This window comes from Enterobacter cloacae complex sp. Mu1197, assembly GCF_040059225.1.
GTDB classification, from domain to species: Bacteria; Pseudomonadota; Gammaproteobacteria; order Enterobacterales; family Enterobacteriaceae; genus Enterobacter; species Enterobacter quasiroggenkampii.
The window spans coordinates 387,904-413,686 of the sequence record NZ_CP157375.1 but is presented as its reverse complement, the minus strand read 5'-3'; the positions used below and the strand labels follow the sequence as shown (position 1 = coordinate 413,686).

Below are 25,783 nucleotides of genomic sequence, written 5' to 3'. Positions count from 1 at the left end.
GGCAGAGATTACGCCCCCTATTGTGGTTAGCGTGCTATTTTTTTTCAATCATTTTTTGCTGAACACGTTAAGGCAAGAAATAGCCGCAGTATGGCGCGGAGTTCCGGCTTTTAGCACTCATCCGACTTCTCTATGATGATGTGCTTTCTGATGGCAGGAAGCCAAACCACTAGCCGACTGCGAATAAAATATGTTCAAAATTCTTTTGATTGACCGTTGTCACTTCACCCGCGCGGGGTTTGAAGCATGGCTCAATCATTCCGGTTTGTTCCCGGGACACTACGTTGTGACCGGGCTGAATAATCTGTTTCTTGCCAGAGAACACATTCTGCAATGGAAACCTGCGCTGGTCATCGCTGACCTGTACGGCTTCAGGCAGGATATTCACCACTTTCAGCAGCTCTCCTCTCTGCTTAACGCCAGTGAACGCTTACCGTTTATTTTACTGCAGTCGGGAGAGGACAGCGGCATGACCGACTGGCTTGGGAAGTTCCCGGTGTGGTCGTCACTGTTGAAAAACGCCAGTCTCAAAGAAGTGGCGACGGTTATCAACGACGCATTACGCTTGCGCGCAGGCGTTGACAGACCAACGGCGGCGGCCCCCTTGCTGACCCGTCAGGAAGAGAAGGTGCTGACATTGTGGATGGACGGCGCGAGCAATCAAAAAATTGCCGCTCACCTGAGTATCAATGGAAAAACGGTCTATACCTATAAACGCAATATCCGCATGAAATTACATATGGATACGCGTTTTTCTCCGTTCTTATCTCTGCAGGAATCAGAAAGCTGACGGTACGAAACCCGGCTGGTCCCGTACCGTTTATTCGTTACTGCTGAGCTTTTGTTGCCGCACCAGAGATTGCGCTACCACCTTCAGAAATATCCTGACCGACGCCACGCGTGGTATTACAGGCCGTTAACACTGAAGAAAGTACCAGGACTGAAAAGATCGCTGCAATTGTCTTCTTAACCATAATATCTTCCTTTTATAGCCAAAGTTGTTTTGTGTATAGCAACTTAAGGATAGACAAAATCCCGCCGGTTGACGGAAAAGGACGCATTTTTAGGAAAATTAGACGAACTTAGCTGGCGGCGTGAGAAATGATATGACCCAGATCCTGGATATCTTGTCCCATTCCACGCGTGGTGTTACAGCCGGAAAGTAATGCACTGGAGAGCGCTAACAGAAGCAGAATTTTAACGGTACGTTTCATCATCCCTGCCTGCAAAAATCAGGCGCAGCGGGCGCTGCGCCTTCAGTCATACGTAAATTACTTCACGCGGGACACGTATTCGCCGGAGCGAGTATCCACTTTGATCACTTCGCCAGTCTGTACGAACAGTGGCACTTTCACCACTGCGCCGGTAGACAGTTTGGCTGGCTTACCGCCGGTACCTGCGGTATCACCCTTCAGACCTGGATCGGTTTCAACGATTTCCAGTTCTACGAAGTTTGGTGGGGTCACCGCGATAGGCTGGCCGTTCCACAGGGTCACGATGCACTCAGCCTGATCCAGCAGCCATTTAGCGCTGTCACCTACCGCTTTCTCATCAGCAGAGAGCTGTTCGAAAGTGGAGTTGTTCATGAAATGCCAGAACTCGCCATCGTTGTACAGATAGGTCAGGTTCATATCAACAACATCAGCGCCTTCAGCAGAGTCAGTAGACTTGAAGGTTTTCTCAACACGGGTACCGGTCAGCAGACGGCGCAGCTTAACGCGTGCGAATGCCTGGCCTTTACCTGGTTTAACGAATTCGCTGGCTTCAACCGCGTACGGTTCGCCGTCCATCATGATTTTAAGACCAGCACGAAAATCGTTGCTATAGTACGTTGCCATAAGGCCCTCTAAATTTGTTAACTGGTAGCTAAGCCACAAAATGGCGCATATTGTAACCCTAAACACCCCGTCCAGAGAAGATTGGTTATCGCAACTTGCCGATGTAATCACCAGTCCTGATGAATTGCTGCGTCTTTTAGACCTCGATCAGCACCCAGAGTTGCTTGCAGGCCGCGAGGCAAAGCGCCTTTTCGCCCTGCGCGTTCCCCGTGCGTTTGTGGCGCGGATGGAGAAAGGCAACCCCGACGATCCGCTATTAAAACAAACGCTTACTTCGCAGGATGAATTCATTACTGCGCCGGGATACAGCACCGATCCGCTGGAAGAGCAGAACAGCGTGGTGCCGGGTTTACTGCATAAGTATCTCAACCGCGCCCTGCTGCTGGTCAAAGGCGGATGTGCGGTAAATTGTCGTTATTGCTTCCGCCGGCACTTCCCGTACGCCGAAAATCAGGGCAATAAACGCAACTGGCAGGTCGCGCTGGACTATATTGCCGCCCATCCGGAGCTGGATGAGATTATTTTTTCCGGCGGCGATCCGCTGATGGCGAAAGATCATGAGCTGGACTGGCTGCTGACTCAGCTTGAAGCCATCCCGCACATTAAGCGCCTGCGCATTCACAGCCGCTTACCGATTGTCATTCCGGCACGGATCACCGACGGCCTGGTGTCACGCCTGGAGCAGTCCCGCCTGCAGGTGCTGCTGGTGAATCATATTAACCACGCGAACGAAATTGACGATGCGTTTTGCGCGGCGATGGCGCGACTGCGTAAAGCGGGCGTGACGCTGCTGAATCAGAGCGTGCTGCTGCGCGGCGTAAATGACAGCGCCCGCGTGCTGGCCGATCTGAGCAATGCCCTGTTTGATGCAGGCGTGATGCCGTATTACCTGCACGTGCTGGATCGCGTACAGGGCGCGGCGCATTTCATGGTGACGGATGAAGAAGCCCGGCAGATTATGCGCGAACTGTTAACGATGGTTTCAGGCTATATGGTGCCGAAGCTGGCACGTGAGATTGGCGGAGAGCCGAGCAAGACGCCGCTGGATTTGCAGCTGCGGCAGCACTAAAAAGGCAGGTGGCGCTACGCTTACCTGCCCTACAGGGCCGGGCGCAGCGCCATCAGTACATTACATCAGTTCGGGCACTTATAGACCTGGCCCGTCATCTGGCTGGCGGTCGGCACGAAGCTGGACAGCATACTCTGCGTTGGGCTGCTTACGCCGTAAATCACGTTGCCGCCCATTGCCGCAGCCTGATTACGCAGGGCATTCGCCGCACCGCGCATTGAGCCGCCTTCTTCGCCATGCTGCCCTGACATCCAGTTACTTTGCTCACCGGTTGCCGTGCCTAACAGCTGGCATTCAGTGCCAGGCTTATCTTCCACAAAGCGAACGCCCTGGCCCGCTGCCGACAGCTCATTGCTGGAGCTACACCCCGCCAGCAGCAGTGCTGCCCCTACAATCCCTGCACAGACTTTTACGCGCATGTTATTCCTCGTTTTCAATAAGCTGGACAGTAGTTGTCCGTGTGTAAATCTTATACCTAAAAGATGACCAAAAGAAAAACGTTGAGCAATTCTGCGGGCCTGATTCCAGTCATCCCTTCCCTGATATCCTAAATGAATTCTGATATTGGCCTTTGGGATATCGTGTTTTCTTCTCCGATCGTTTTTAGTGATGCGACGTACAACTTTTGTACGCAACGAAAAGGAGGTTACATGAGTGCATCATCCTCAGGAGAGGAAAGAGTGACGTGGGTGGGCTATCTGGCGTTTGTGCTGACCATCGTTTTTTTCTCCGGTTTTTTCGCAAAAAGCACCGACTGGTGGCGCGTGCTGGACTTTACCGTCTTAAACGGCAGCTTTGGCCCGGTTAACGGCGCCCTGACGTTTCGCGGAACGGGCGGTACGGGGGCGAAAGACGGTTTCCTGTTTGCCCTTGAGCTGGCTCCCTCGGTCATTTTATCGCTCGGTATTATTGCCGTCACCGAAGGTCTGGGCGGGCTGCGTGCCGCGCAGCAGCTTATGACGCCTGTTTTACGTCCGCTGCTTGGTGTGCCGGGCGTTTGCTCCCTGGCGCTGATTGCCAACCTGCAAAACACCGATGCGGCGGCAGGGATGACCAAAGAGTTAACCGATGAAGGCGCGATTACGGACCAGGAGCGCGCTATTTTCGCCACCTTCCAGACCAGCGGTAGCGCCATCATTACCAACTATTTTTCTTCCGGTGCCGCGCTCTTCACCTTCATTACCGTCCCGGTAATTACGCCGCTGGCCGTCATTCTGGTGTTTAAGTTTGTTGGCGCGAACATCCTGCGCCTGTGGATCGCCCACATGGAAAATCGTCTTCAGGAGGAAGAACATGATCGCCCAGCCGCGTAAAAATATCATGGATATGTTTATTGATGGCGCCCGCCGCGGCTTTACCATCGCCACCACCAGCCTGTTGCCGAACGTCGTCATGGCGTTTGTCATCATTCAGGCGCTCAAGGTCACCGGCCTGCTGGATATTGTCGGCAAACTATGTGAGCCGATTATGGCGCTGTGGGGCCTTCCGGGCGCGGCGGCAACGGTTCTTCTGGCCTCGGTGATGAGTATGGGGGGCGGCGTGGGTGTCTGCGCCAGCCTGGTCGCCGCCGGCACGCTCAACGGCCACGATGCCACCATCCTGCTACCCGCCATCTATCTGATGGGCAATCCGGTGCAAAACACCGGCCGCTGCCTGGGGACCGCCGGCGTGAACCCAAAATATTATCCGCATATTATTACTCTTTGCGTCATTAATGCCCTGATCTCGATGTGGGTGATGCAGCTACTCTTCTGAGGAGATAAAAATGGATTTTTCAGTGCTGACCCCCCATCTTTTCCGCAACGCGCATCTCTTCGCTCCGGAGGATAAAGGACGTTGCGATCTGCTGATCGCTGCGGGGAAAATCGTGGCGATCGAAAAATCGAGCCAGGGAACAACGAGGCCAGACTGCCCGGAAAGCGATCTCGCCGGGGCGGTGGTTTGCCCGGGGTTTATCGACCAGCATGTGCATTTGATTGGGGGCGGCGGTGAGGCAGGCCCTCACACCCGCACGCCAGAGGTTCGCCTGTCTGCACTCGTGGCCGCAGGCATCACCTCCGTTGTGGGCCTGCTCGGCACCGACGGTGTAACCCGCCATCCTGAATCGCTGCTGGCAAAAACGCGGGCGCTCGAACATGAAGGGATCAGCGCATGGATGCTGACGGGCGCGTACGGGCTGCCTTCACCGACAATCACCGGCAGCGTAGAAAAAGACGTGGCGCTGATAGACAAAATTATCGGCGTGAAATGCGCAATCTCTGATCATCGTTCTTCCGCGCCAGCAGACCACCAGCTCGCCAGTATGGCTGCCCAGTCTCGCGTAGGTGGGCTGTTGGGTGCCAAAGCGGGCATATCCGTGTTTCACCTCGGCAACAGCCCAAAGCTGCTGGAGCCGCTATTAAGCATCCTGCATAACGCCGACGTTCCCCGTGTAAAACTGCTGCCAACCCACGTTAACCGCGCCCAGGCGCTGTTCCATGCCGCGCTGAACTATGCCCGCGAAGGCGGCTTTATCGACATCACGACCAGCATCAGCGAACCGATTGATGCCGCCAGCGCCATCGTGATGGCCCGCGAGGCGCAGGTGCCGTTTAACCGGCTTACGCTCAGTTCTGACGGTAACGGCAGCCAGCCGAAATTTGACGAGTGCGGCAATCTGGTGGGTATAGGCGTAGCGGGGTTCGAATCCCTGCTCGAAACCCTGCAACAGCTGGTCAACCGACATCAGTTGCCGCTGGAAGAGGCGCTTCTTCCGTTTACGCAAAACGTGGCGGCGTTTCTCGGTCTGGAACATAAGGGCCGGATCGCGCCCGGATGCGATGCCGATTTCCTGGTGCTGACGGATGACCTGCAGATCCGCGACGTCTGGGCCAAAGGGCGCCAGATGGTGCGTGAAGGTGCCGTGTGCGTCAAAGGGACTTTCGAATAGCACGCAATAAAAAACCCCGGGCATTTCTGCCCGGGGTTCGTTCTGAGAGGTTCAGAACAACATGATTACATCATGCCGCCCATTCCGCCCATGCCGCCCATACCAGCAGCACCTAAGTCAGGCGCATCGCCTTTTGGCAGGTCGGTCACCATGCACTCGGTGGTGATCATCAGACCAGCAACAGAGGCCGCGTACTGCAGAGCAGAACGGGTCACTTTAGTTGGGTCCAGGATACCGAAGTCGATCATGTTGCCGTATTCTTCGGTTGCAGCGTTGTAACCGTAGTTACCTTCGCCCGCTTTAACGTTGTTCGCCACCACAGATGGCTCTTCACCGGCGTTAGACACGATCTGACGCAGAGGGGCTTCCATTGCGCGCAGCGCAACTTTGATACCCACGTTCTGGTCTTCGTTCTGAGCTGTCAGGCCAGCCAGTTTAGCCGCAACGCGCACCAGCGCAACGCCACCACCCGCAACCACGCCTTCTTCTACCGCAGCACGGGTCGCGTGCAGGGCATCGTCAACGCGTGCTTTTTTCTCTTTCATTTCAACTTCGGTCGCAGCACCGACTTTGATTACCGCAACGCCGCCTGCCAGTTTCGCTACGCGCTCCTGCAGTTTTTCACGGTCGTAATCGGAAGTCGCTTCTTCGATCTGCTTACGGATCTGACCTACGCGGCCCTGAATAGCGGCTTCTTCACCCACGCCATCGATGATGGTGGTGGTGTCTTTGTTGATCACAACGCGTTTCGCCTGCCCCAGGTCTTCCAGGGTCGCTTTTTCCAGCTCCATACCGATCTCTTCGGAGATGACGGTACCGCCGGTCAGGGTAGCGATATCCTGCAGCATCGCTTTACGGCGATCGCCGAAGCCAGGTGCTTTAACCGCAGCCACTTTCACAATGCCGCGCATGGTGTTAACCACCAGGGTCGCCAGCGCTTCGCCTTCAACGTCTTCAGCGATGATAACCAGCGGTTTGCCTGCTTTCGCAACGGCTTCCAGCACTGGCAGCATTTCGCGGATGTTGGAGATTTTCTTGTCAGCCAGCAGGATGAACGGGCTTTCCAGCTCAACAGCGCCAGTCTCTGGCTTGTTGATGAAGTATGGGGACAGGTAACCGCGGTCGAACTGCATACCTTCAACCACGTCCAGTTCATCTTCCAGACCGGTACCGTCTTCAACGGTGATCACGCCTTCTTTACCGACTTTATCCATCGCTTCCGCGATCAGTTTACCCACGGTTTCGTCGGAGTTAGCGGAGATGGTACCTACCTGAGCAATGGCTTTAGAGTCAGAGCACGGTACGGACAGCGCTTTCAGTTCTTCAACAGCGGAGGCGACAGCTTTGTCGATACCACGTTTCAGATCCATTGGGTTCATGCCCGCCGCAACGGCTTTCAGACCTTCGGTGATGATCGCCTGCGCCAGAACGGTCGCGGTGGTGGTACCGTCGCCTGCAGCGTCGTTCGCTTTAGAGGCAACTTCTTTCACCATCTGCGCGCCCATGTTTTCGAACTTGTCTTCCAGCTCGATTTCACGTGCTACAGAAACACCATCTTTGGTGATGGTAGGCGCGCCGAAGGATTTATCCAGCACTACGTTACGGCCTTTCGGGCCCAGGGTCACTTTAACTGCATCTGCCAGTACGTTTACGCCGCGGAGCATTTTTACACGAGCGTCGTTACCGAATTTTACGTCTTTAGCTGCCATGTTCTTATTTCCTCAAATTCTCGTGCGTAAATTACGCTTCAACAATTGCCAGAATGTCGCTCTCGGACATGATCAACACTTCTTCATTGTCGATCTTCTCGGATTTCACGCCGTAGCCATCGTTGAAAATTACGATGTCACCAACTTTAACGTCCAGCGGCTGCACAGTTCCGTTTTCCAGGATGCGGCCCTTACCGACAGCGATGATTTCGCCACGCGTTGATTTGGCTGCTGCAGAACCGGTCAGAACGATGCCGCCAGCAGACTTGGTTTCAACTTCTTTACGTTTGACGATCACACGATCATGTAACGGACGAATACTCATTGATAGCTCTCCTTTGAGAAAGTCATTATCAGTTATGGATGACGCCGGCCCGCATGCGGTTTTCCGACTAGTGCCCTGAGAGATGGGGATAGCTTTTTACCCCTTCAAGGGGGAGTTGAAAAAAAAATTTGCGAAAGTGTTACCATCGCCTCTCTTTTGGTATTGGCAGGGCGATGTCAATGAGTGGACTCAAGCAGGAGTTGGGGCTGGCGCAGGGCGTTGGCCTGCTCTCAACCTCCTTGTTAGGTACGGGCGTGTTTGCCGTACCCGCACTGGCGGCGCTGGTGGCAGGAAATAACAGCCTGTGGGCGTGGCCGGTGTTGATTGTACTGGTTTTCCCGATAGCCATTGTGTTTGCCATCCTGGGGCGGCATTTCCCCAGCGCGGGCGGCGTGGCGCACTTTGTCGGCCTGGCCTTTGGCGCACGGATGGAGCGAGTGACCGGCTGGCTGTTTCTCTCCGTCATTCCGGTTGGCCTCCCGGCGGCGCTGCATATTGCGACAGGTTTTGGGCAGGCGCTGTTTGGCTGGCATCACGAGCAGCTGTTGCTGGCCGAGCTGGGGACGCTGGCTATCGTCTGGTGGGTGGGCTCACGCGGCGCCAGCTCCAGCGCCAACCTGCAGACGCTGGTTGCGGTGCTGATTGTCGCGCTTGTGGCCGCTATCTGGTGGGCGGGCGATATCACTGTAAAGGAGATTCCCTTCCCGGCGGTAACAGACATCGACCACGCGCAGCTTTTTGCCGCGCTCTCCGTCATGTTCTGGTGTTTTGTCGGTCTGGAAGCCTTTGCCCATCTGGCGTCGGAATTTAAGCAGCCTGAACGTGATTTCCCTCGCGCGCTGATGATTGGCCTGCTGCTGGCGGGTACGGTCTACTGGGCGTGTACCGTGCTGGTACTGCACTTCCACGCGTTCGGCGCGGATCTCGCCGCCGCGGCATCGCTGCCGGGTATCGTGGTTGAACTGTTTGGTGTGAAAGCGCTGTGGATTGCCTGCGTCATCGGCTATCTGGCCTGTTTTGCCAGCCTCAACATTTATATCCAGAGCTTTGCCCGTCTGGTGTGGTCGCAGGCGCTGGATAAACCTGATAACCGCCTCGCGCGCCTGTCTAAACGCCAGCTGCCGCTGAATGCCCTGAATGCCGTACTGGGCTGCTGCGTACTGAGTACACTGTGCATTTACGCCCTGAAGATCAATCTGGATACGCTGCTCGTCTATGCCAACGGCATTTTTATTATGATCTACCTGCTGTGTATGCTGGCGGGCTGCCGTTTGCTGAAAGGCCGTTATAAAGCACTGGCGGTTGTTGGGGGGCTGCTGTGCCTGCTGTTGCTGGCGATGGTGGGATGGAAGAGCATGTATGCCATCGTCATGCTGGCGGTGTTGTGGCTGGCGCTTTAGTAGGCCCGGTAAGCGAAGCGCCACCGGGCAACAAAATCACCGATCGTCTTTGTGATCCAGACGGTCGTGCTGTTCATCCTTACGCTGATATTCCCCTTCAAACGTGTCGCCAGGCCCGGTGCTGAACCCACCGCCGGGCATACGGCTAAAGCGCAGATGCGGCAGCAGCTTCATGGTCAGGTGCTTTTGCACCGGCGGAAGAAGCAGCAGAAGGCCGAGGAAATCGGTGAAGAACCCGGGCAGAATCAGCAGCAGCCCCGCAATAATCAACGACACGCTTTTGATCATCTCTTCCGCCGGGCTTTCGCCTGCGGCCATCTTCTGCTGCATTATCAGGAAATTTTTGAAACCCTGATTACGCACCAGCGACATGCCGATGACGGAGGTGAAAATCACCAGAATCAACGTCAGCAGGACGCCCAGCACATGGGCAACCTGGATGAAAATGGAAATCTCAATGTAAACATAGAGAAAGAAAGCAATAAACGGTATCCAGCGCACTGGCATCTCCTGTGTGGCAGAGGCCATCGGGCCCCTGTCTGAATGTGTTCGCGACGCGCGTTTGTATGAGATGGTGACGGTTAGCGAAAATTCAATCAGTTTGCACGGATATTTTTTTTGGAAATATTAAAGCGGTGACCCATTTCACAGATTAATAATTATCATGGAATCGGCTCGATAATAAGTGATCCAGCTTACGGCAATTCGCTATCATCAGCATATGATCTCGAGTATCTGGCTGATTGAGGGAATAATCGTCGGCCAGAAAATATTCAAAACCACATAAATACTGTGTGTTTAGTGCAATCCATCGGCAGCTTGAAAAGAAGGTTCACATGTTAAACAACATTCGTATCGAAGAAGACTTGTTGGGTACCAGGGAAGTTCCAGCGGATGCCTACTACGGTGTCCACACTCTGAGAGCGATTGAAAACTTCTACATCAGCAACAGCAAAATCAGCGACATCCCTGAGTTTGTTCGTGGCATGGTGATGGTGAAGAAAGCCGCAGCCCTGGCCAACAAAGAGCTGCAAACCATTCCTAAAAGCGCGGCAAATGCGATTATCGCGGCCTGCGATGAAGTGCTGAACAACGGCAAATGCATGGATCAGTTCCCGGTTGACGTCTATCAGGGCGGCGCGGGCACTTCCGTCAACATGAATACTAACGAAGTACTGGCAAACATTGGCCTGGAGCTGATGGGTCACCAGAAAGGTGAATACCAGTACCTGAACCCGAATGACCACGTCAACAAATGCCAGTCCACCAACGACGCCTACCCAACCGGCTTCCGAATTGCGGTGTATGCCTCCGTGGTGAAACTGGTGGATGCGATCAACCAGCTGGGCGATGGCTTCCAGCGTAAAGCGGTTGAGTTCCAGGACATTCTGAAAATGGGTCGTACCCAGCTGCAGGATGCGGTGCCGATGACCCTCGGTCAGGAATTCCACGCGTTTAATGTACTGCTGAACGAAGAGACCAAAAACCTGCTGCGTACCTCCGAGCTGCTGCTGGAAGTGAACCTGGGCGCCACCGCCATCGGTACGCGTCTGAACACCCCGGATGGCTATCAGCAACTGGCGGTACAGAAGCTGGCTGAAGTGTCCAACCTGCCGGTTGTGCCTGCAGAAGACCTGATTGAAGCGACCTCCGACTGCGGCGCCTACGTCATGGTACACAGCGCGCTGAAACGTCTGGCGGTGAAACTGTCCAAAATCTGTAACGACCTGCGCCTGCTCTCTTCCGGTCCGCGCGCTGGCCTGAATGAAATCAACCTGCCAGAACTGCAGGCGGGTTCATCCATCATGCCGGCCAAAGTGAACCCGGTCGTGCCAGAAGTGGTGAATCAGGTTTGCTTTAAAGTCATCGGTAACGATACGACCGTGACCATGGCCTCTGAAGCGGGTCAGCTGCAGCTGAACGTGATGGAGCCGGTAATTGGCCAGGCGATGTTTGAATCTATCCACATTCTGACCAACGCCTGCTACAACCTGCTGGAAAAATGCATTAACGGCATCACGGCGAATAAAGAAGTTTGTGAAGGTTATGTGTATAACTCCATCGGGATCGTCACCTACCTCAACCCGTTCATCGGCCACCACAACGGCGACATCGTCGGTAAGATTTGTGCCGAAACCGGTAAGAGCGTGCGTGAAGTGGTGCTGGAGCGCGGGCTGTTGACCGAAGCCGAGCTGGACGATATCTTCTCGGCCCAAAACCTGATGCACCCGGCATATAAAGCGAAACGATATACCGATGAAAGCGAACAGTAACCGTTCAGGCTAGGCTTCTTAAGGCACGTCACTTGTGACGTGCCTTTTTTCTTTTTAGGCGTTACCAAAATACAACAATTCAATATCAACTTGTTAATAAGCAAGGCAGGTCCTTATGTTTGGAGCAGAACTCGTCATCGTCTTGTTGGCGATTTATTTGGGAGCACGACTCGGGGGTATCGGCATCGGTTTTGCCGGCGGTCTTGGAGTGCTCGTTCTTACCCTTATCTTTCAGATTAAACCCGGCGCTATCCCGTTCGATGTTATCGAAATCATCATGGCTGTTATTGCCGCTATTGCCGCCATGCAGGTGGCAGGCGGTATGGACTACCTGGTAAGCCTGGCGGAGCGCATGCTACGCCGCCACCCTAAATACATTACCTTCCTTGCTCCGCTGGTGACCTGGTTTATGACCATTCTCGCCGGTACTGGCCACACCGCTTTCTCCACGTTACCGGTGATTACCGAAGTGGCGAAAGAACAGGGTATTCGTCCATCGCGTCCGCTCTCTATTGCGGTCGTCGCGTCCCAGATCGCCATTACCGCCTCGCCGATTTCCGCGGCGGTGGTCTTCTTCGCCGGTATCCTGGAGCCGATGGGCGTGAGCTACCTGACGCTGCTGGCGATCTGTATCCCGGTGACGCTGATTGCGGTGATGATTACCGCTGTGCTGTGCAACTTCCTCGGCGCTGAACTGAAAGACGATCCGGTTTATCAGGAGCGTCTGGCAAAAGGTGAAGTGAGCCTGCGCGGCAGCCAGGTCTTCGAACTGAAGCCACATGCAAAACGCTCCGTGCTGCTGTTCCTGATTGGGATTGTCGCTGTCATGTTCTATGCGACCGCCATCAGCGATACCGTGGGGCTGATCCAGAACCCGGTCCTGCCGCGTAACGAAGCGATTGTGGTGTTCATGCTGACCATCGCAACGCTGATTAGCATCACCTGTAAAATTGACACCAGCGAAGTGCTGAACGCCAGCACCTTCAAATCCGGTATGAGCGCCTGCGTGTGCGTGCTGGGTGTAGCGTGGCTCGGTGATACCTTCGTGAAAGCGCACATTAGCGACATTCAGACCGTAGCAGGCGACCTGCTGCATAACTACCCATGGCTGCTGGCGGTCGTGCTGTTCTTTGCGGCTACCCTGCTTTACTCTCAGGCAGCGACCACCAAAGCGCTGATGCCTGCGGCTCTGATGCTGGGCGTCACCCCGTTAACCGCTATCGCCTCGTTTGCTGCTGTTTCTGCCCTGTTCGTGCTGCCTACCTACCCAACCTTGTTGGCGGCCGTTGAGATGGACGACACCGGCTCAACCCGTATCGGTAAGTATGTGTTTAACCATGCGTTCCTGATCCCGGGCGTGGTCGCCATTTCACTCTGCGTGATCCTCGGCTTTATCATCGGTGGCGTGGTGCTGTAAACCGTTCCCGGTTGTAAAAATAGTTAAAATCGGGCCGCTCTGCGGCCCGTTTCATTAATGACCAACCGCCTTGCGTGATATAGTGAAACCTTTCGTGATGAGGAGGTCGACTTGTGAACACGCCTGATGCCGTTGTCGTACTGTGTACCGCCCCTGATGAAGCCTCTGCCCAGGAACTCGCCGCCAAAGTGCTGGCCGAAAAACTGGCAGCCTGCGTCACGCTCCTCCCCGGCGCGACTTCTCTTTACTACTGGGAAGGTAAGCTGGAGCAAGAGTACGAAGTCCAGATGTTGCTCAAAACCAATCTGGCGAATCAGCAGGCACTCCTGGACTGCCTCAAATCTCATCATCCTTACCAAACCCCGGAGCTGCTGGTCCTGCCAGTGGTTCATGGCGATAACGACTATCTCTCATGGCTCAACGCTTCCTTACGCTGATCCTGCTGCTGTGCAGCACATCAGTATTTGCCGGGTTGTTTGACGCGCCCGGCCGTTCGAACTTCATTCCTGCCGATCGGGCGTTTGTTTTCGATTTTCAGCAAAACCAGCATGTCCTTACGCTTAACTGGCAGGTGAAAGAGGGCTATTACCTCTATCGCAAGCAGGTCAGCATTACGCCTGCTCAGGCCAGCGTGGGCGCTTTACAGATGCCCTCTGGCGAGTGGCATGAAGATGAGTTTTACGGCAAAAGCGAAATCTATCGCCAGCACCTGAGCGTGCCTGTTACGGTGAATCAGGCGGATAAAGGTGCGACCCTGACGGTGACCTATCAGGGGTGCGCGGATGCCGGATTCTGCTATCCACCTGAAACAAAGGTGGTTCCGCTTAGTGAGGTGAAAGCCTCTGCCACGGTTCCCCCTCTTCCTTCAGGCGAGAAGCGTGAAGCTCCCGCTGACCTTCCGTTCTCCGCGCTGTGGGCCTTGCTGATCGGTATCGGCATTGCCTTTACGCCGTGCGTGCTGCCGATGTATCCACTCATCTCTGGGATTGTGCTGGGCGGCAAACAGCGCCTTTCCACCGCCCGCGCGCTGCTGCTGGCCTTTATTTACGTGCAGGGTATGGCGCTGACCTACACGGCACTCGGCCTTGTGGTCGCCGCTGCCGGGTTGCAGTTCCAGGCCGCACTTCAGCACCCTTATGTGCTGATTGGCCTGTCGGCGATATTTATCCTGCTGGCACTGTCGATGTTTGGCCTGTTCACGCTGCAGTTACCGTCAGCTCTGCAAACCCGCTTAACGCTGATGAGTAATCGCCAGCAGGGTGGTTCGGCAGGCGGCGTGTTTATGATGGGGGCCATCGCCGGACTGATTTGCTCCCCTTGCACCACCGCACCGCTGAGCGCCATCCTGCTCTATATTGCCCAGAGCGGCAATCTGTGGCTTGGCGGCGGTACGCTGTACCTTTACGCGCTGGGCATGGGCCTGCCGCTGATTCTGGTTACGGTTTTCGGCAATCGACTTCTGCCGAAGAGCGGCCCGTGGATGGAGACGGTGAAAACCGCATTTGGTTTTGTGATTCTGGCGCTGCCGGTGTTCCTGCTGGAACGCATTACGGGTGACGTATGGGGCTCTCGCCTGTGGGCGATGCTCGGCGTAGCGTTCTTCTCCTGGGCGTTTATCGTCAGTCTGGGGGCCAAAAAAGCGTGGATGCGGCTGGTGCAAATCCTCCTGCTCGCCGCCGCGCTGGTGAGCGTGCGTCCTCTTCAGGACTGGGCGTTCGGCTCGCCGGTCGGCCAGACGCAGGCGCATCTGAACTTCATCCAGATTAAGAACGTTGATGAGCTCAACACCGCGCTCGCACAGGCAAAAGGCAAGCCGGTGATGCTCGATCTCTATGCCGACTGGTGCGTCGCCTGCAAAGAGTTTGAAAAATACACCTTTAGCGATCCTCAGGTACAAAACGCCCTGAAAGAGACTGTTCTGCTCCAGGCGAACGTAACCGCCAATAATGCGCAGGATAAGGCTCTGCTGAAGCAGCTTAACGTGCTCGGGCTGCCAACCATCCTGTTCTTCAATCAACAGGGGCAGGAGCAGCCAGAACAGCGTGTAACCGGCTTTATGGATGCCGCGGCATTCAGCGCGCATTTGCGCAATCGCCAACCGTAAACAACACTGTAAACGTAACACACCGTTGGGAATAGCGGAGGAGACAACCGTGCAACGCGAAGACGTACTGGGACAAGCCCTGCAATTACTTGAGATTTATGGGATCGCCAGCACCACGCTTGAGATGGTAGCCGACCGTATCGATTACCCCCTGGATGATCTTAAGCGCTTCTGGCCGGATAAAGAGGCGCTCGTTTATGATGCTCTACGCTATCTCAGCCAGCAGGTTGATATCTGGCGCAGGCAGCTGATGCTGAATGAAGAACTGACTGCGGAACAAAAGCTGCTGGCGCGCTATACCGCCCTGACGGAATGTGTCAGCAACAACCGCTATCCGGGCTGCCTGTTTATTGCAGCCTGTACGTTCTATCCCGATCCCGACCATCCTGTCCACCAGTTGGCGGATCAGCAAAAACGGGCAGCGCATGACTTCACTCACGAGCTGCTGACCCGTCTTGAAGTGGATGACCCGGCAATGGTGGCGAAACAGATGGAGCTGGTGCTGGAGGGCTGCCTGAGCCGCATGCTGGTGAACCGTAGCCAGGCCGACGTGGATACGGCGCACCGACTGGCGGAAGATATTCTGCGCTTTGCTCAGTGCCGTATGGGCGGGGCGTTGACGTAAGCGAGCCTGTTAAATTTGCCCTATTCGACGCGTAAACCATCAGATTGCCGCAAAGTTAAGCAATTGAACAGCTTTTCCCGAAATAATGTTGACGATAAGGCGCGATTGCGGTTTAATGCGCTCCGTTGCCCGGATAGCTCAGTCGGTAGAGCAGGGGATTGAAAATCCCCGTGTCCTTGGTTCGATTCCGAGTCCGGGCACCACTATTTAAAGAACCCAGCCTATGGCTGGGTTTTTGCTTTTCTGCGTTTATAAATCCCTTCTTTAGTATTCTTGCTTCTTTTTACCGTGGGATCGTGCGGTCTGCCATGCCCGGTGGCGCTGCGCTTACCGGGCCTGCAGGTTTTGTAGGCCGGATAAGGCGAAGCCGTCATCCGGCATGTTTTCTGGCGTGCAAAGCAAAAAACCCCGCACCTTACGGTACGGGGTTCTTCTTAATTGATGCCTGGCAGTTCCCTACTCTCACATGGGGAGACCCCACACTACCATCGGCGCTACGGCGTTTCACTTCTGAGTTCGGCATGGGGTCAGGTGGGACCACCGCGCTAAAGCCGCCAGGCAAATTCTGTTTAATCTGTATCAAGGCTGAATTTTGATTGTTCGTCTCGTCGCCAAAACATCTTCGGCGTTGTAAGGTTAAGCCTCACGGTTCATTAGTATCGGTTAGCTCAACGCATCGCTGCGCTTACACACCCGACCTATCAACGTCGTCGTCTTCAACGTTCCTTCAGGAGACTTAAAGTCTCAGGGAGAACTCATCTCGGGGCAAGTTTCGTGCTTAGATGCTTTCAGCACTTATCTTTTCCGCATTTAGCTACCGGGCAGTGCCATTGGCATGACAACCCGAACACCAGTGATGCGTCCACTCCGGTCCTCTCGTACTAGGAGCAGCCCCCCTCAATTCTCCAGCGCCCACGGCAGATAGGGACCGAACTGTCTCACGACGTTCTAAACCCAGCTCGCGTACCACTTTAAATGGCGAACAGCCATACCCTTGGGACCTACTTCAGCCCCAGGATGTGATGAGCCGACATCGAGGTGCCAAACACCGCCGTCGATATGAACTCTTGGGCGGTATCAGCCTGTTATCCCCGGAGTACCTTTTATCCGTTGAGCGATGGCCCTTCCATTCAGAACCACCGGATCACTATGACCTGCTTTCGCACCTGCTCGAGCCGTCACTCTCGCAGTCAAGCTAGCTTATGCCATTGCACTAACCTCCTGATGTCCGACCAGGATTAGCTAACCTTCGTGCTCCTCCGTTACTCTTTGGGAGGAGACCGCCCCAGTCAAACTACCCACCAGACACTGTCCGCAACCCGGATTACGGGTCTACGTTAGAACACCAGCCATTAAAGGGTGGTATTTCAAGGACGGCTCCACGCAGACTGGCGTCCACGCTTCAAAGCCTCCCACCTATCCTACACATCAAGGACCAGTGTTCAGTGTCAAGCTATAGTAAAGGTTCACGGGGTCTTTCCGTCTTGCCGCGGGTACACTGCATCTTCACAGCGAGTTCAATTTCACTGAGTCTCGGGTGGAGACAGCCTGGCCATCATTACGCCATTCGTGCAGGTCGGAACTTACCCGACAAGGAATTTCGCTACCTTAGGACCGTTATAGTTACGGCCGCCGTTTACCGGGGCTTCGATCAAGAGCTTCGCGTTGCCGCTAACCCCATCAATTAACCTTCCGGCACCGGGCAGGCGTCACACCGTATACGTCCACTTTCGTGTTTGCACAGTGCTGTGTTTTTAATAAACAGTTGCAGCCAGCTGGTATCTTCGACTGATTTCAGCTCCACCCGCAGGGGCTTCACCTACATATCAGCGTGCCTTCTCCCGAAGTTACGGCACCATTTTGCCTAGTTCCTTCACCCGAGTTCTCTCAAGCGCCTTGGTATTCTCTACCTGACCACCTGTGTCGGTTTGGGGTACGATTTGATGTTACCTGATGCTTAGAGGCTTTTCCTGGAAGCAGGGCATTTGTTACTTCAGCACCGTAGTGCCTCGTCATCACACCTCAGCGTTAAAAGGTACCGGATTTACCTGGAACCTCCGCCTACATGCTTAAACCGGGACAACCGTCGCCCGGCTAACATAGCCTTCTCCGTCCCCCCTTCGCAGTAACACCAAGTACAGGAATATTAACCTGTTTCCCATCGACTACGCCTTTCGGCCTCGCCTTAGGGGTCGACTCACCCTGCCCCGATTAACGTTGGACAGGAACCCTTGGTCTTCCGGCGAGCGGGCTTTTCACCCGCTTTATCGTTACTTATGTCAGCATTCGCACTTCTGATACCTCCAGCATGCCTCACAGCACACCTTCAACGGCTTACAGAACGCTCCCCTACCCAACAACGCATAAGCGTCGCTGCCGCAGCTTCGGTGCATGGTTTAGCCCCGTTACATCTTCCGCGCAGGCCGACTCGACCAGTGAGCTATTACGCTTTCTTTAAATGATGGCTGCTTCTAAGCCAACATCCTGGCTGTCTGTGCCTTCCCACATCGTTTCCCACTTAACCATGACTTTGGGACCTTAGCTGGCGGTCTGGGTTGTTTCCCTCTTCACGACGGACGTTAGCACCCGCCGTGTGTCTCCCGTGATAACATTCTTCGGTATTCGTAGTTTGCATCGGGTTGGTAAGCCGGGATGGCCCCCTAGCCGAAACAGTGCTCTACCCCCGAAGATGAGTTCACGAGGCGCTACCTAAATAGCTTTCGGGGAGAACCAGCTATCTCCCGGTTTGATTGGCCTTTCACCCCCAGCCACAAGTCATCCGCTAATTTTTCAACATTAGTCGGTTCGGTCCTCCAGTTAGTGTTACCCAACCTTCAACCTGCCCATGGCTAGATCACCGGGTTTCGGGTCTATACCCTGCAACTTAACGCCCAGTTAAGACTCGGTTTCCCTTCGGCTCCCCTATACGGTTAACCTTGCTACAGAATATAAGTCGCTGACCCATTATACAAAAGGTACGCAGTCACACCACGAAGGTGCTCCCACTGCTTGTACGTACACGGTTTCAGGTTCTTTTTCACTCCCCTCGCCGGGGTTCTTTTCGCCTTTCCCTCACGGTACTGGTTCACTATCGGTCAGTCAGGAGTATTTAGCCTTGGAGGATGGTCCCCCCATATTCAGACAGGATACCACGTGTCCCGCCCTACTCTTCGAGTTCACAACCTGTGCATTTTCGTGTACGGGACTGTCACCCTGTACCGTGCGACTTTCCAGACGCTTCCACTAACACACAAGCTGATTCAGACTCTGGGCTGCTCCCCGTTCGCTCGCCGCTACTGGGGGAATCTCGGTTGATTTCTTTTCCTCGGGGTACTTAGATGTTTCAGTTCCCCCGGTTCGCCTCGTTAACCTATGTATTCAGTTAACGATAGTGTGTCGGAACACACTGGGTTTCCCCATTCGGACATCGCCGGGTCAAAGGTTCATATCACCTCGCCGGCGCTTTTCGCAGATTAGCACGTCCTTCATCGCCTCTGACTGCCAGGGCATCCACCGTGTACGCTTAGTCGCTTAACCTCACAACCCGAAGATGTTTCACTTCATGATTGCGAAAATTTGAGAGACTCGAACACACCATTTAAGATGTGTCGTTTCAATTTTCAGCTTGATCCAGATTTTTAAAGAGCAAATATCTCAAACATGACTCGCAAGTCAGTTTTGAGATATGACGGCAGGTGACTTTCACTCACGAACCAGCAAGTGGCGTCCCCTAGGGGATTCGAACCCCTGTTACCGCCGTGAAAGGGCGGTGTCCTGGGCCTCTAGACGAAGGGGACACTGAAGTCTCAATCGCAAGACGCCTTGCTATTTACTTTTCATCAGACAATCTGTGTGAGCACTGCAAAGGCAGGTTCTTTAAGGTAAGGAGGTGATCCAACCGCAGGTTCCCCTACGGTTACCTTGTTACGACTTCACCCCAGTCATGAATCACAAAGTGGTAAGCGCCCTCCCGAAGGTTAAGCTACCTACTTCTTTTGCAACCCACTCCCATGGTGTGACGGGCGGTGTGTACAAGGCCCGGGAACGTATTCACCGTAGCATTCTGATCTACGATTACTAGCGATTCCGACTTCATGGAGTCGAGTTGCAGACTCCAATCCGGACTACGACGCACTTTATGAGGTCCGCTTGCTCTCGCGAGGTCGCTTCTCTTTGTATGCGCCATTGTAGCACGTGTGTAGCCCTACTCGTAAGGGCCATGATGACTTGACGTCATCCCCACCTTCCTCCAGTTTATCACTGGCAGTCTCCTTTGAGTTCCCGGCCTAACCGCTGGCAACAAAGGATAAGGGTTGCGCTCGTTGCGGGACTTAACCCAACATTTCACAACACGAGCTGACGACAGCCATGCAGCACCTGTCTCAGAGTTCCCGAAGGCACCAATCCATCTCTGGAAAGTTCTCTGGATGTCAAGAGTAGGTAAGGTTCTTCGCGTTGCATCGAATTAAACCACATGCTCCACCGCTTGTGCGGGCCCCCGTCAATTCATTTGAGTTTTAACCTTGCGGCCGTACTCCCCAGGCGGTCGACTTAACGCGTTAGCTCCGGAAGCCACTCCTCAAGGGAACAACCTCCAAGTCGACATCGTTTACGGCGTGGACTACCAGGGTATCTAATCCTGTTTGCTCCCCACGCTTTCGCACCTGAGCGTCAGTCTTTGTCCAGGGGGCCGCCTTCGCCACCGGTATTCCTCCAGATCTCTACGCATTTCACCGCTACACCTGGAATTCTACCCCCCTCTACAAGACTCTAGCCTGCCAGTTTCGAATGCAGTTCCCAGGTTGAGCCCGGGGATTTCACATCCGACTTGACAGACCGCCTGCGTGCGCTTTACGCCCAGTAATTCCGATTAACGCTTGCACCCTCCGTATTACCGCGGCTGCTGGCACGGAGTTAGCCGGTGCTTCTTCTGCGGGTAACGTCAATCGATGAGGTTATTAACCTCACCGCCTTCCTCCCCGCTGAAAGTACTTTACAACCCGAAGGCCTTCTTCATACACGCGGCATGGCTGCATCAGGCTTGCGCCCATTGTGCAATATTCCCCACTGCTGCCTCCCGTAGGAGTCTGGACCGTGTCTCAGTTCCAGTGTGGCTGGTCATCCTCTCAGACCAGCTAGGGATCGTCGCCTAGGTGAGCCGTTACCCCACCTACTAGCTAATCCCATCTGGGCACATCTGATGGCAAGAGGCCCTAAGGTCCCCCTCTTTGGTCTTGCGACGTTATGCGGTATTAGCTACCGTTTCCAGTAGTTATCCCCCTCCATCAGGCAGTTTCCCAGACATTACTCACCCGTCCGCCGCTCGCCGGCAAAGTAGCAAGCTACTTTCCGCTGCCGCTCGACTTGCATGTGTTAGGCCTGCCGCCAGCGTTCAATCTGAGCCATGATCAAACTCTTCAATTTAAGTTTGATGCTCGTGAATTAAACTTCGTAATGAATTACGCATGTTCACTCAGAGACTTGGTATTCATTTATTGTCCGAAGACATTAAGAATCCATGTCACTTTGAGTGCCCACACAGATTGTCTGATAAATTGTTAAAGAGCAGTGCAACGCGGCTTTCGCTCACCGTTGCGAGGTGGCGTATATTACGCTTTCCTCTTTCAGAGTCAACCCGTTATTTCAGGATTTTTTCTCTTCAACCGACCGCGTTGTCTGTGAAGTGATTCACATCCGCCGTGTCGATGGAGGCGCATTATAGGGAGTTCCCGAACGACCGCAACCGAAAAGTTGCAAAAAAATGACTGACTGCTGCATTCCCCAGCAAAACCCCGCCTTATACCCTTTTATGCACAAAGTTATCCACAATCATGCACAGATCCGGAAGCGATCCAACGAATTGAGCGGGAAGATCAACTATACTAGCGGCAAATACTCTCCTCTGTGCAGGCCGCTTCATGACCACACAACACCTCACCCGTGACTGGCGTCTCCCTACCGCTGGGTTGATGCTGCTGGCAATTCTCTTTGCCGGTTTTACCCTACATGCGCACTGGAACGCCTTTATCCAGTGGTGTCTTGCCACGCAAATTACCCTGCACCGTTATCTGGTGATGTACCTGCTGCAGCTGAATAACCACCAGTACAGCGGTGGGTTATGGCTGTTAACGGGGGCTTTCCTTTATGGTGTCCTTCACGCCATCGGACCCGGGCACGGAAAATTCATTGTGACGACCTATCTGACCACCAATAAGGAAAGCGAGCTGGCCGCCCGGGTCGTCCCCTTCCTGGGTTGCCTGATGCAGGGCGTCAGCGCCATTCTGTTTGTCTTTATTCTGGCGGTAGGGTTCAACCTCGCTTCAGGGGATATCAGTACCAGCCGCTGGTACGTGGAGAAGATCAGCGCAGTGCTTATTGGCGCATTCGGCGCATTTGTCATTTACCAGGCGCTGAAGAGTCTGCGCCCGCGCAGGATGTCTGTCTCTGCCATTAAGCCGCTTCATCAGCACGACGAACACTGTGGCTGCGGCCATCACGGCGTAGGCACGGACCTGACGCAGGGCGACTGGAAAACCCGTCTGGGCGTGATTCTGGCAATTGGGGCACGTCCGTGCAGCGGGGCGATCATGATTCTGATGTTCTCGAACGCGCTGGGTATTGTTACCTGGGGAGTGGCCGCAGTCATGACCATGTCTCTGGGAACCGCGCTCTCTATTGTGGGGCTTTCCCTGGCTGTACGGTACGCCCGCGAACGTACGGTGACCTGGTTCGGAGAAAGCGCCTCATTAAGCTGGCTGGTGCCGGCAGTCAAAATAGCCGGAGGGATAATCCTGATCCTGTTCGCGACGGTGCTGTTCCTGACGGTGATCCCCATCAGTGCCAATGGCGACTACATCGCCGCCGGATGCTAATAAAAGAAAACCCGCCGTTGGCGGGTTTCTTTATTACTCGTTGATGCGTGGATGCTGATCCACCAGTCGGGAGCGTTTTTTCTGCAGCTCTTCAATCTCGGCGTCAATATCCTCAATCTTCTGCTCTACATTATCGTAGTGCTCACGCAGGATCTCTTTCGCCTCCTGAATATCCGATGCCGCAGGCGTGGCGCCTTTCAGAGGACGATTCGCCGTCTCCTTCATGGTAATACCGGTAATCAAACCAATCACCGCGATCACCATCAGGTAATAAGCCGGCATCATCAGGTTCTGCGTGCTCTCCACCAGCGAGGCGGCAAGCGTCGGGGTCAGACCGGCAATCAGTACCGAGATGTTAAAGGCCGCGGCCAGCGCGCTGTAGCGAATGTGGGTCGGGAACATCGCGGGCAGCGTTGAGGCCATCACCCCGATAAAGCAGTTAAGGATCACCGCCAGCATCAGCAGACCGGCAAAAATCAGCCCCAGCACATCGCTGTTAATCAGAATAAATGCCGGGATTGCCAGCGCAAACAGCGCAACGCTTCCCAGAATAATGAACGGTCGACGGCCAAAACGGTCACTCAACAGGCCCATAATCGGCTGCACAAACAGCATACCGACCATGATGGCGATAATAATCAGCACACCGTGATCTTCCGAGTAATGCAGGTTATGCGACAGATAGCTCGGCATGTAGGTCAGCAGCATGTAGTAGGTCACGTTGGTCGAAATCACCAGACCAATACAGGTCAGCAGGCTGCGCCAGTGCTTAGTGGCAATCTCTTTGAACGATACCTTCGGACCATCCTGCAGCCCTTCACGGTCACCCTGTTCCAGCTTATCGACGTGCTGCTGGAACGCAGGCGTCTCTTCAAGCGCATGACGCAGGTAGAGACCAATGATCCCCAGCGGCAGTGCCAGGAAGAACGGGATACGCCAGCCCCAGTCGAGGAAGTTCGCTTCCCCCACTACGGTTGAAATCAGCACCACCACGCCCGCGCCCAGAACGAACCCGGCAATGGAGCCGAAGTCCAGCCAGCTTCCCATAAAGCCGCGCTTACGGTCAGGGGAATACTCGGCAACAAAGATCGAGGCGCCGGTATATTCACCGCCCACGGAGAAGCCCTGCGCCATCTTACAGATCAGCAGCAGAATCGGTGCCCAAATGCCGATGGTGGCGTAAGACGGGATAAGACCGATACAGAATGTACTGATCGACATAATGACGATGGTGATAGCCAGGATCTTCTGACGACCATATTTATCACCGAGCATACCGAAGAACAGACCACCCAGCGGGCGAATCAGGAAGGGGACGGAGAACGTACCCAGTGCGGCAATCATCTGCAGGCTGGGATCGGCCCCGGGGAAAAACACTTTACCTAACGCATAGGCCACAAAGCCGTAGACACCAAAATCGAACCATTCCATCGCATTACCGAGCGAGGCTGCGGTAATCGCTTTACGCAGTTTTGCGTCATCAATAATGGTGACATCGCGAAGCGTGATGGGTTTAATCTTTTTCCTTCTCAGCATAGCTATCCTCGTTGACTCGGCCCTGTCTGTTTCACAGTCCAGTTTACGTTCTGTGAACCATGGGATCCGCTCCATGCGAATCGCCTTATTCAAGCGTAGCAGGTTTACTTACATTGACGTTTTACGTCGATACAACCGAACCTGTTGACGCCTGCCTGGGCAGTTAATGACCTTTTTACCCTACCAGCGTTTATATTTGTGATCAACTTCACATATATTTCAGCGTCAGGTCAACTCGTTCCCGGATTTGTCAATGAGTGCAAATAAGCACTATCTCATCCCCGCCTTTAGAGCCCCTTCACACACATCATGAGTTCTTTCTCAACAAAAAAACAAACCACGTTTCCTCACATCCAATTTACATAAATTTTCATCATCAGGAAGCCATCGATGTTTTTACATTGAATATGTGACAAAGATAACTAAAACGATGTTTTATTTTCATTGAATCAATATTCCATTGATCGCATGATAAATCCGAATACAACGTTTCATGTGTTTTCCAATGAGGTCAATCGAGAGCACACTTTTATTTTACTTGCAGGGTTATCGAGAAACGCCCCTCAAGCACAAACGCCAATCAATTGAATTTATTGACTAATTTTTAGCACCGATCGCCCGTCATGCGGGGTCAGATGTGAGGATTGTCTATGAAGATTAAAGCCACGATAGAACGCATACCCGGCGGTATGATGCTGGTTCCGCTGGTACTGGGCGCCATCCTGAATACCCTTGCCCCTGATACCGGGGCTTATTTTGGCGGTTTCACAAAAGGCATGATAACGGGCACGGTTCCGATTCTTGCCGTCTGGTTTTTTTGTATCGGTGCATCAATTAATTTGCGGGCGACGGGTACCGTATTACGGAAATCCGGTACGCTGGTAATAACCAAAATAGCGGTAGCCTGGGCAGTAGCGATGATATGCGCGATGTTCATCCCGGAGACTGGAATTCAGACCGGGTTCTTCGCAGGATTATCGGTCCTGGCGATTGTCTCGGCGATGGATATGACTAACGGCGGATTGTACGCCAGCCTGATGAATCAGTACGGGACAAAAGAAGAGTCCGGCGCATTTGTGTTGATGTCTCTGGAGTCTGGCCCGCTGATGACGATGCTGATCCTGGGGTCTGCTGGCCTGGCGTCTTTTGAACCCCACCACTTTGTCGGCGCGATCCTGCCCTTCCTGATCGGCTTTGCCCTTGGCAATCTCGATCACGATCTGCGTGATTTCTTCAGCAAAGCCACGCCGGTGCTGATCCCATTCTTCGGCTTCGCGCTGGGGAACACCATCAATCTGAAGGTTATCCTTGATACCGGCCTGCTAGGTATTGTGCTGGGTGTCGCCGTAATTATCATTACCGGTATCCCGCTAATCATTGCCGACCGCGCGATCGGCGGAGGAAACGGCACAGCGGGCGTCGCCGCCTCTTCAGCCGCAGGCGCTGCCGTCGCCAACCCGGTGATTATTGCCCAGATTAACCCGGCCTTCGAACCGGTGGCCGCTTCCGCGACGGCGCTGGTTGCCGCCAGCGTGATTGTCACCGCGATTCTGGTGCCGATCATCACGGCGCTGTATGCGAAACGCTACGGGAATATGCAAGAGACCCAGCCTGAACCGAAACCAATTGAAATGAATCATTAACGCGCCGCACCAAACCATTCCCTCTCCCCCCGGGGAGAGGATC

21 protein-coding genes, 2 tRNA genes and 3 rRNA genes are annotated in these 25,783 nt (G+C 54.2%); 14 read left to right on the top strand and 12 right to left on the bottom strand.

Annotated elements, in window-relative coordinates; translation table 11 throughout:
- The first annotated feature begins 190 nt into the window (after window positions 1–190).
- Window positions 191–790, top strand: a complete 600-nt coding sequence (locus ABFV38_RS01925) for a LuxR C-terminal-related transcriptional regulator (protein WP_348958305.1) — start codon at window positions 191–193, stop codon at window positions 788–790.
- 37 nt (window positions 791–827) lie between these two features.
- Here ABFV38_RS01925 and ecnB read toward each other — a convergent pair whose 3' ends face one another.
- The 3 genes from ecnB to efp form a co-directional block, all read right to left on the bottom strand.
- A complete protein-coding gene (gene ecnB / locus ABFV38_RS01920) occupies window positions 828–974 on the bottom strand; it encodes a lipoprotein toxin entericidin B (RefSeq protein WP_003025482.1) in 147 nt (48 codons plus the stop codon).
- A gap of 108 nt (window positions 975–1,082) precedes the next feature.
- Entirely contained in the window at window positions 1,083–1,214 is a 132-nt protein-coding gene (locus ABFV38_RS01915; protein WP_024907352.1) for an entericidin A/B family lipoprotein, read from the bottom strand.
- 57 nt (window positions 1,215–1,271) lie between these two features.
- Window positions 1,272–1,838 carry an elongation factor P gene (efp, locus tag ABFV38_RS01910; RefSeq protein ID WP_008502940.1) on the bottom strand — a complete coding sequence of 189 codons (567 nt, stop codon included), beginning with the start codon at window positions 1,836–1,838 and terminating at the stop codon, window positions 1,272–1,274.
- Window positions 1,839–1,878: 40 nt separating this feature from the next.
- On the opposite strand from efp, the gene epmB reads away from it, so the two are divergent.
- Complete coding sequence (gene epmB, locus ABFV38_RS01905) at window positions 1,879–2,907, top strand: EF-P beta-lysylation protein EpmB (protein ID WP_348958304.1); 1,029 nt, start codon at window positions 1,879–1,881, stop codon at window positions 2,905–2,907.
- A gap of 65 nt (window positions 2,908–2,972) precedes the next feature.
- Here epmB and ABFV38_RS01900 read toward each other — a convergent pair whose 3' ends face one another.
- Window positions 2,973–3,326, bottom strand: coding sequence for a DUF4156 domain-containing protein (locus tag ABFV38_RS01900; protein ID WP_045909554.1), 354 nt, complete (start codon window positions 3,324–3,326; stop codon window positions 2,973–2,975).
- A 231-nt stretch (window positions 3,327–3,557) separates the two neighbouring features.
- On the opposite strand from ABFV38_RS01900, the gene ABFV38_RS01895 reads away from it, so the two are divergent.
- The 3 genes from ABFV38_RS01895 to iadA are packed head-to-tail and all read left to right on the top strand — an operon-like array spanning window position 3,558 to window position 5,836.
- Window positions 3,558–4,220, top strand: a complete 663-nt coding sequence (locus ABFV38_RS01895) for a nucleoside recognition domain-containing protein (RefSeq protein ID WP_048027835.1) — start codon at window positions 3,558–3,560, stop codon at window positions 4,218–4,220.
- Window positions 4,201–4,662, top strand: coding sequence for a YjiG family protein (locus tag ABFV38_RS01890; RefSeq protein ID WP_045909556.1), 462 nt, complete (start codon window positions 4,201–4,203; stop codon window positions 4,660–4,662). Before ABFV38_RS01895 ends, ABFV38_RS01890 begins: the two co-directional genes overlap by 20 nt.
- Window positions 4,663–4,672: 10 nt before the next feature.
- The gene (gene iadA, locus ABFV38_RS01885; protein ID WP_348958302.1) at window positions 4,673–5,836 is read left to right on the top strand and encodes a beta-aspartyl-peptidase; all 1,164 of its coding nucleotides are present in this window, start codon (window positions 4,673–4,675) and stop codon (window positions 5,834–5,836) included.
- 65 nt (window positions 5,837–5,901) lie between these two features.
- On the opposite strand, the gene groL is transcribed toward iadA, so the two are convergent.
- Together groL and ABFV38_RS01875 are read right to left on the bottom strand one after the other, a co-directional pair.
- Window positions 5,902–7,545, bottom strand: a complete 1,644-nt coding sequence (gene groL / locus ABFV38_RS01880; RefSeq protein WP_023310114.1) for a chaperonin GroEL — start codon at window positions 7,543–7,545, stop codon at window positions 5,902–5,904.
- A 31-nt stretch (window positions 7,546–7,576) separates the two neighbouring features.
- Window positions 7,577–7,870 (bottom strand): co-chaperone GroES, encoded by a 294-nt coding sequence (locus tag ABFV38_RS01875; RefSeq protein WP_003855929.1) that lies wholly within the window; start codon window positions 7,868–7,870, stop codon window positions 7,577–7,579.
- 179 nt (window positions 7,871–8,049) lie between these two features.
- Between ABFV38_RS01875 and yjeH the strand changes: the two genes are divergently transcribed.
- On the top strand, window positions 8,050–9,270 hold the full coding sequence (gene yjeH, locus ABFV38_RS01870) for an L-methionine/branched-chain amino acid transporter (protein WP_234084467.1): 1,221 nt from the start codon (window positions 8,050–8,052) through the stop codon (window positions 9,268–9,270).
- Between the two features lie 36 nt (window positions 9,271–9,306).
- On the opposite strand, the gene ABFV38_RS01865 is transcribed toward yjeH, so the two are convergent.
- A complete protein-coding gene (locus ABFV38_RS01865) occupies window positions 9,307–9,771 on the bottom strand; it encodes an FxsA family protein (RefSeq protein ID WP_023616652.1) in 465 nt (154 codons plus the stop codon).
- Window positions 9,772–10,106: 335 nt separating this feature from the next.
- On the opposite strand from ABFV38_RS01865, the gene aspA reads away from it, so the two are divergent.
- The 6 genes from aspA to ABFV38_RS01835 all read left to right on the top strand — a co-directional run bounded on the left by aspA (window position 10,107) and on the right by ABFV38_RS01835 (window position 15,892).
- Complete coding sequence (aspA, locus tag ABFV38_RS01860; RefSeq protein ID WP_003855923.1) at window positions 10,107–11,543, top strand: aspartate ammonia-lyase; 1,437 nt, start codon at window positions 10,107–10,109, stop codon at window positions 11,541–11,543.
- 115 nt (window positions 11,544–11,658) lie between these two features.
- Complete coding sequence (locus ABFV38_RS01855) at window positions 11,659–12,960, top strand: anaerobic C4-dicarboxylate transporter (RefSeq protein WP_024907357.1); 1,302 nt, start codon at window positions 11,659–11,661, stop codon at window positions 12,958–12,960.
- Window positions 12,961–13,073: 113 nt separating this feature from the next.
- Window positions 13,074–13,397, top strand: coding sequence for a divalent cation tolerance protein CutA (gene cutA, locus ABFV38_RS01850; RefSeq protein WP_235403272.1), 324 nt, complete (start codon window positions 13,074–13,076; stop codon window positions 13,395–13,397).
- The gene (locus tag ABFV38_RS01845; protein ID WP_348958300.1) at window positions 13,373–15,064 is read left to right on the top strand and encodes a protein-disulfide reductase DsbD; all 1,692 of its coding nucleotides are present in this window, start codon (window positions 13,373–13,375) and stop codon (window positions 15,062–15,064) included. The genes cutA and ABFV38_RS01845 overlap by 25 nt, the downstream gene beginning before the upstream one ends.
- Window positions 15,065–15,113: 49 nt before the next feature.
- On the top strand, window positions 15,114–15,689 hold the full coding sequence (locus tag ABFV38_RS01840) for a transcriptional regulator (RefSeq protein WP_021240733.1): 576 nt from the start codon (window positions 15,114–15,116) through the stop codon (window positions 15,687–15,689).
- Window positions 15,690–15,816: 127 nt separating this feature from the next.
- A tRNA-Phe gene (locus ABFV38_RS01835) sits at window positions 15,817–15,892 on the top strand.
- 240 nt (window positions 15,893–16,132) lie between these two features.
- Here ABFV38_RS01835 and rrf read toward each other — a convergent pair.
- From rrf to ABFV38_RS01815, 4 genes are all read right to left on the bottom strand, one after another.
- A 5S ribosomal RNA gene (gene rrf / locus ABFV38_RS01830) occupies window positions 16,133–16,248 on the bottom strand.
- A 73-nt stretch (window positions 16,249–16,321) separates the two neighbouring features.
- A 23S ribosomal RNA gene (locus tag ABFV38_RS01825) occupies window positions 16,322–19,226 on the bottom strand.
- 184 nt (window positions 19,227–19,410) lie between these two features.
- Window positions 19,411–19,486 (bottom strand) — tRNA-Glu (locus tag ABFV38_RS01820).
- Between the two features lie 85 nt (window positions 19,487–19,571).
- Window positions 19,572–21,113, bottom strand: a 16S ribosomal RNA gene (locus ABFV38_RS01815).
- Together the 16S, 23S and 5S rRNA genes with 1 tRNA gene alongside form the textbook arrangement of a ribosomal RNA operon.
- 494 nt (window positions 21,114–21,607) lie before the next feature.
- On the opposite strand from ABFV38_RS01815, the gene ABFV38_RS01810 reads away from it, so the two are divergent.
- Window positions 21,608–22,561, top strand: a complete 954-nt coding sequence (locus tag ABFV38_RS01810) for a nickel/cobalt transporter (protein WP_348958298.1) — start codon at window positions 21,608–21,610, stop codon at window positions 22,559–22,561.
- 33 nt (window positions 22,562–22,594) lie between these two features.
- Here ABFV38_RS01810 and proP read toward each other — a convergent pair whose 3' ends face one another.
- The gene (gene proP, locus ABFV38_RS01805) at window positions 22,595–24,097 is read right to left on the bottom strand and encodes a glycine betaine/L-proline transporter ProP (protein WP_024906762.1); all 1,503 of its coding nucleotides are present in this window, start codon (window positions 24,095–24,097) and stop codon (window positions 22,595–22,597) included.
- A gap of 650 nt (window positions 24,098–24,747) precedes the next feature.
- On the opposite strand from proP, the gene kdgT reads away from it, so the two are divergent.
- Window positions 24,748–25,740, top strand: a complete 993-nt coding sequence (gene kdgT, locus ABFV38_RS01800; protein WP_104949615.1) for a 2-keto-3-deoxygluconate transporter — start codon at window positions 24,748–24,750, stop codon at window positions 25,738–25,740.
- The last annotated feature ends 43 nt before the right edge of the window (window positions 25,741–25,783 follow it).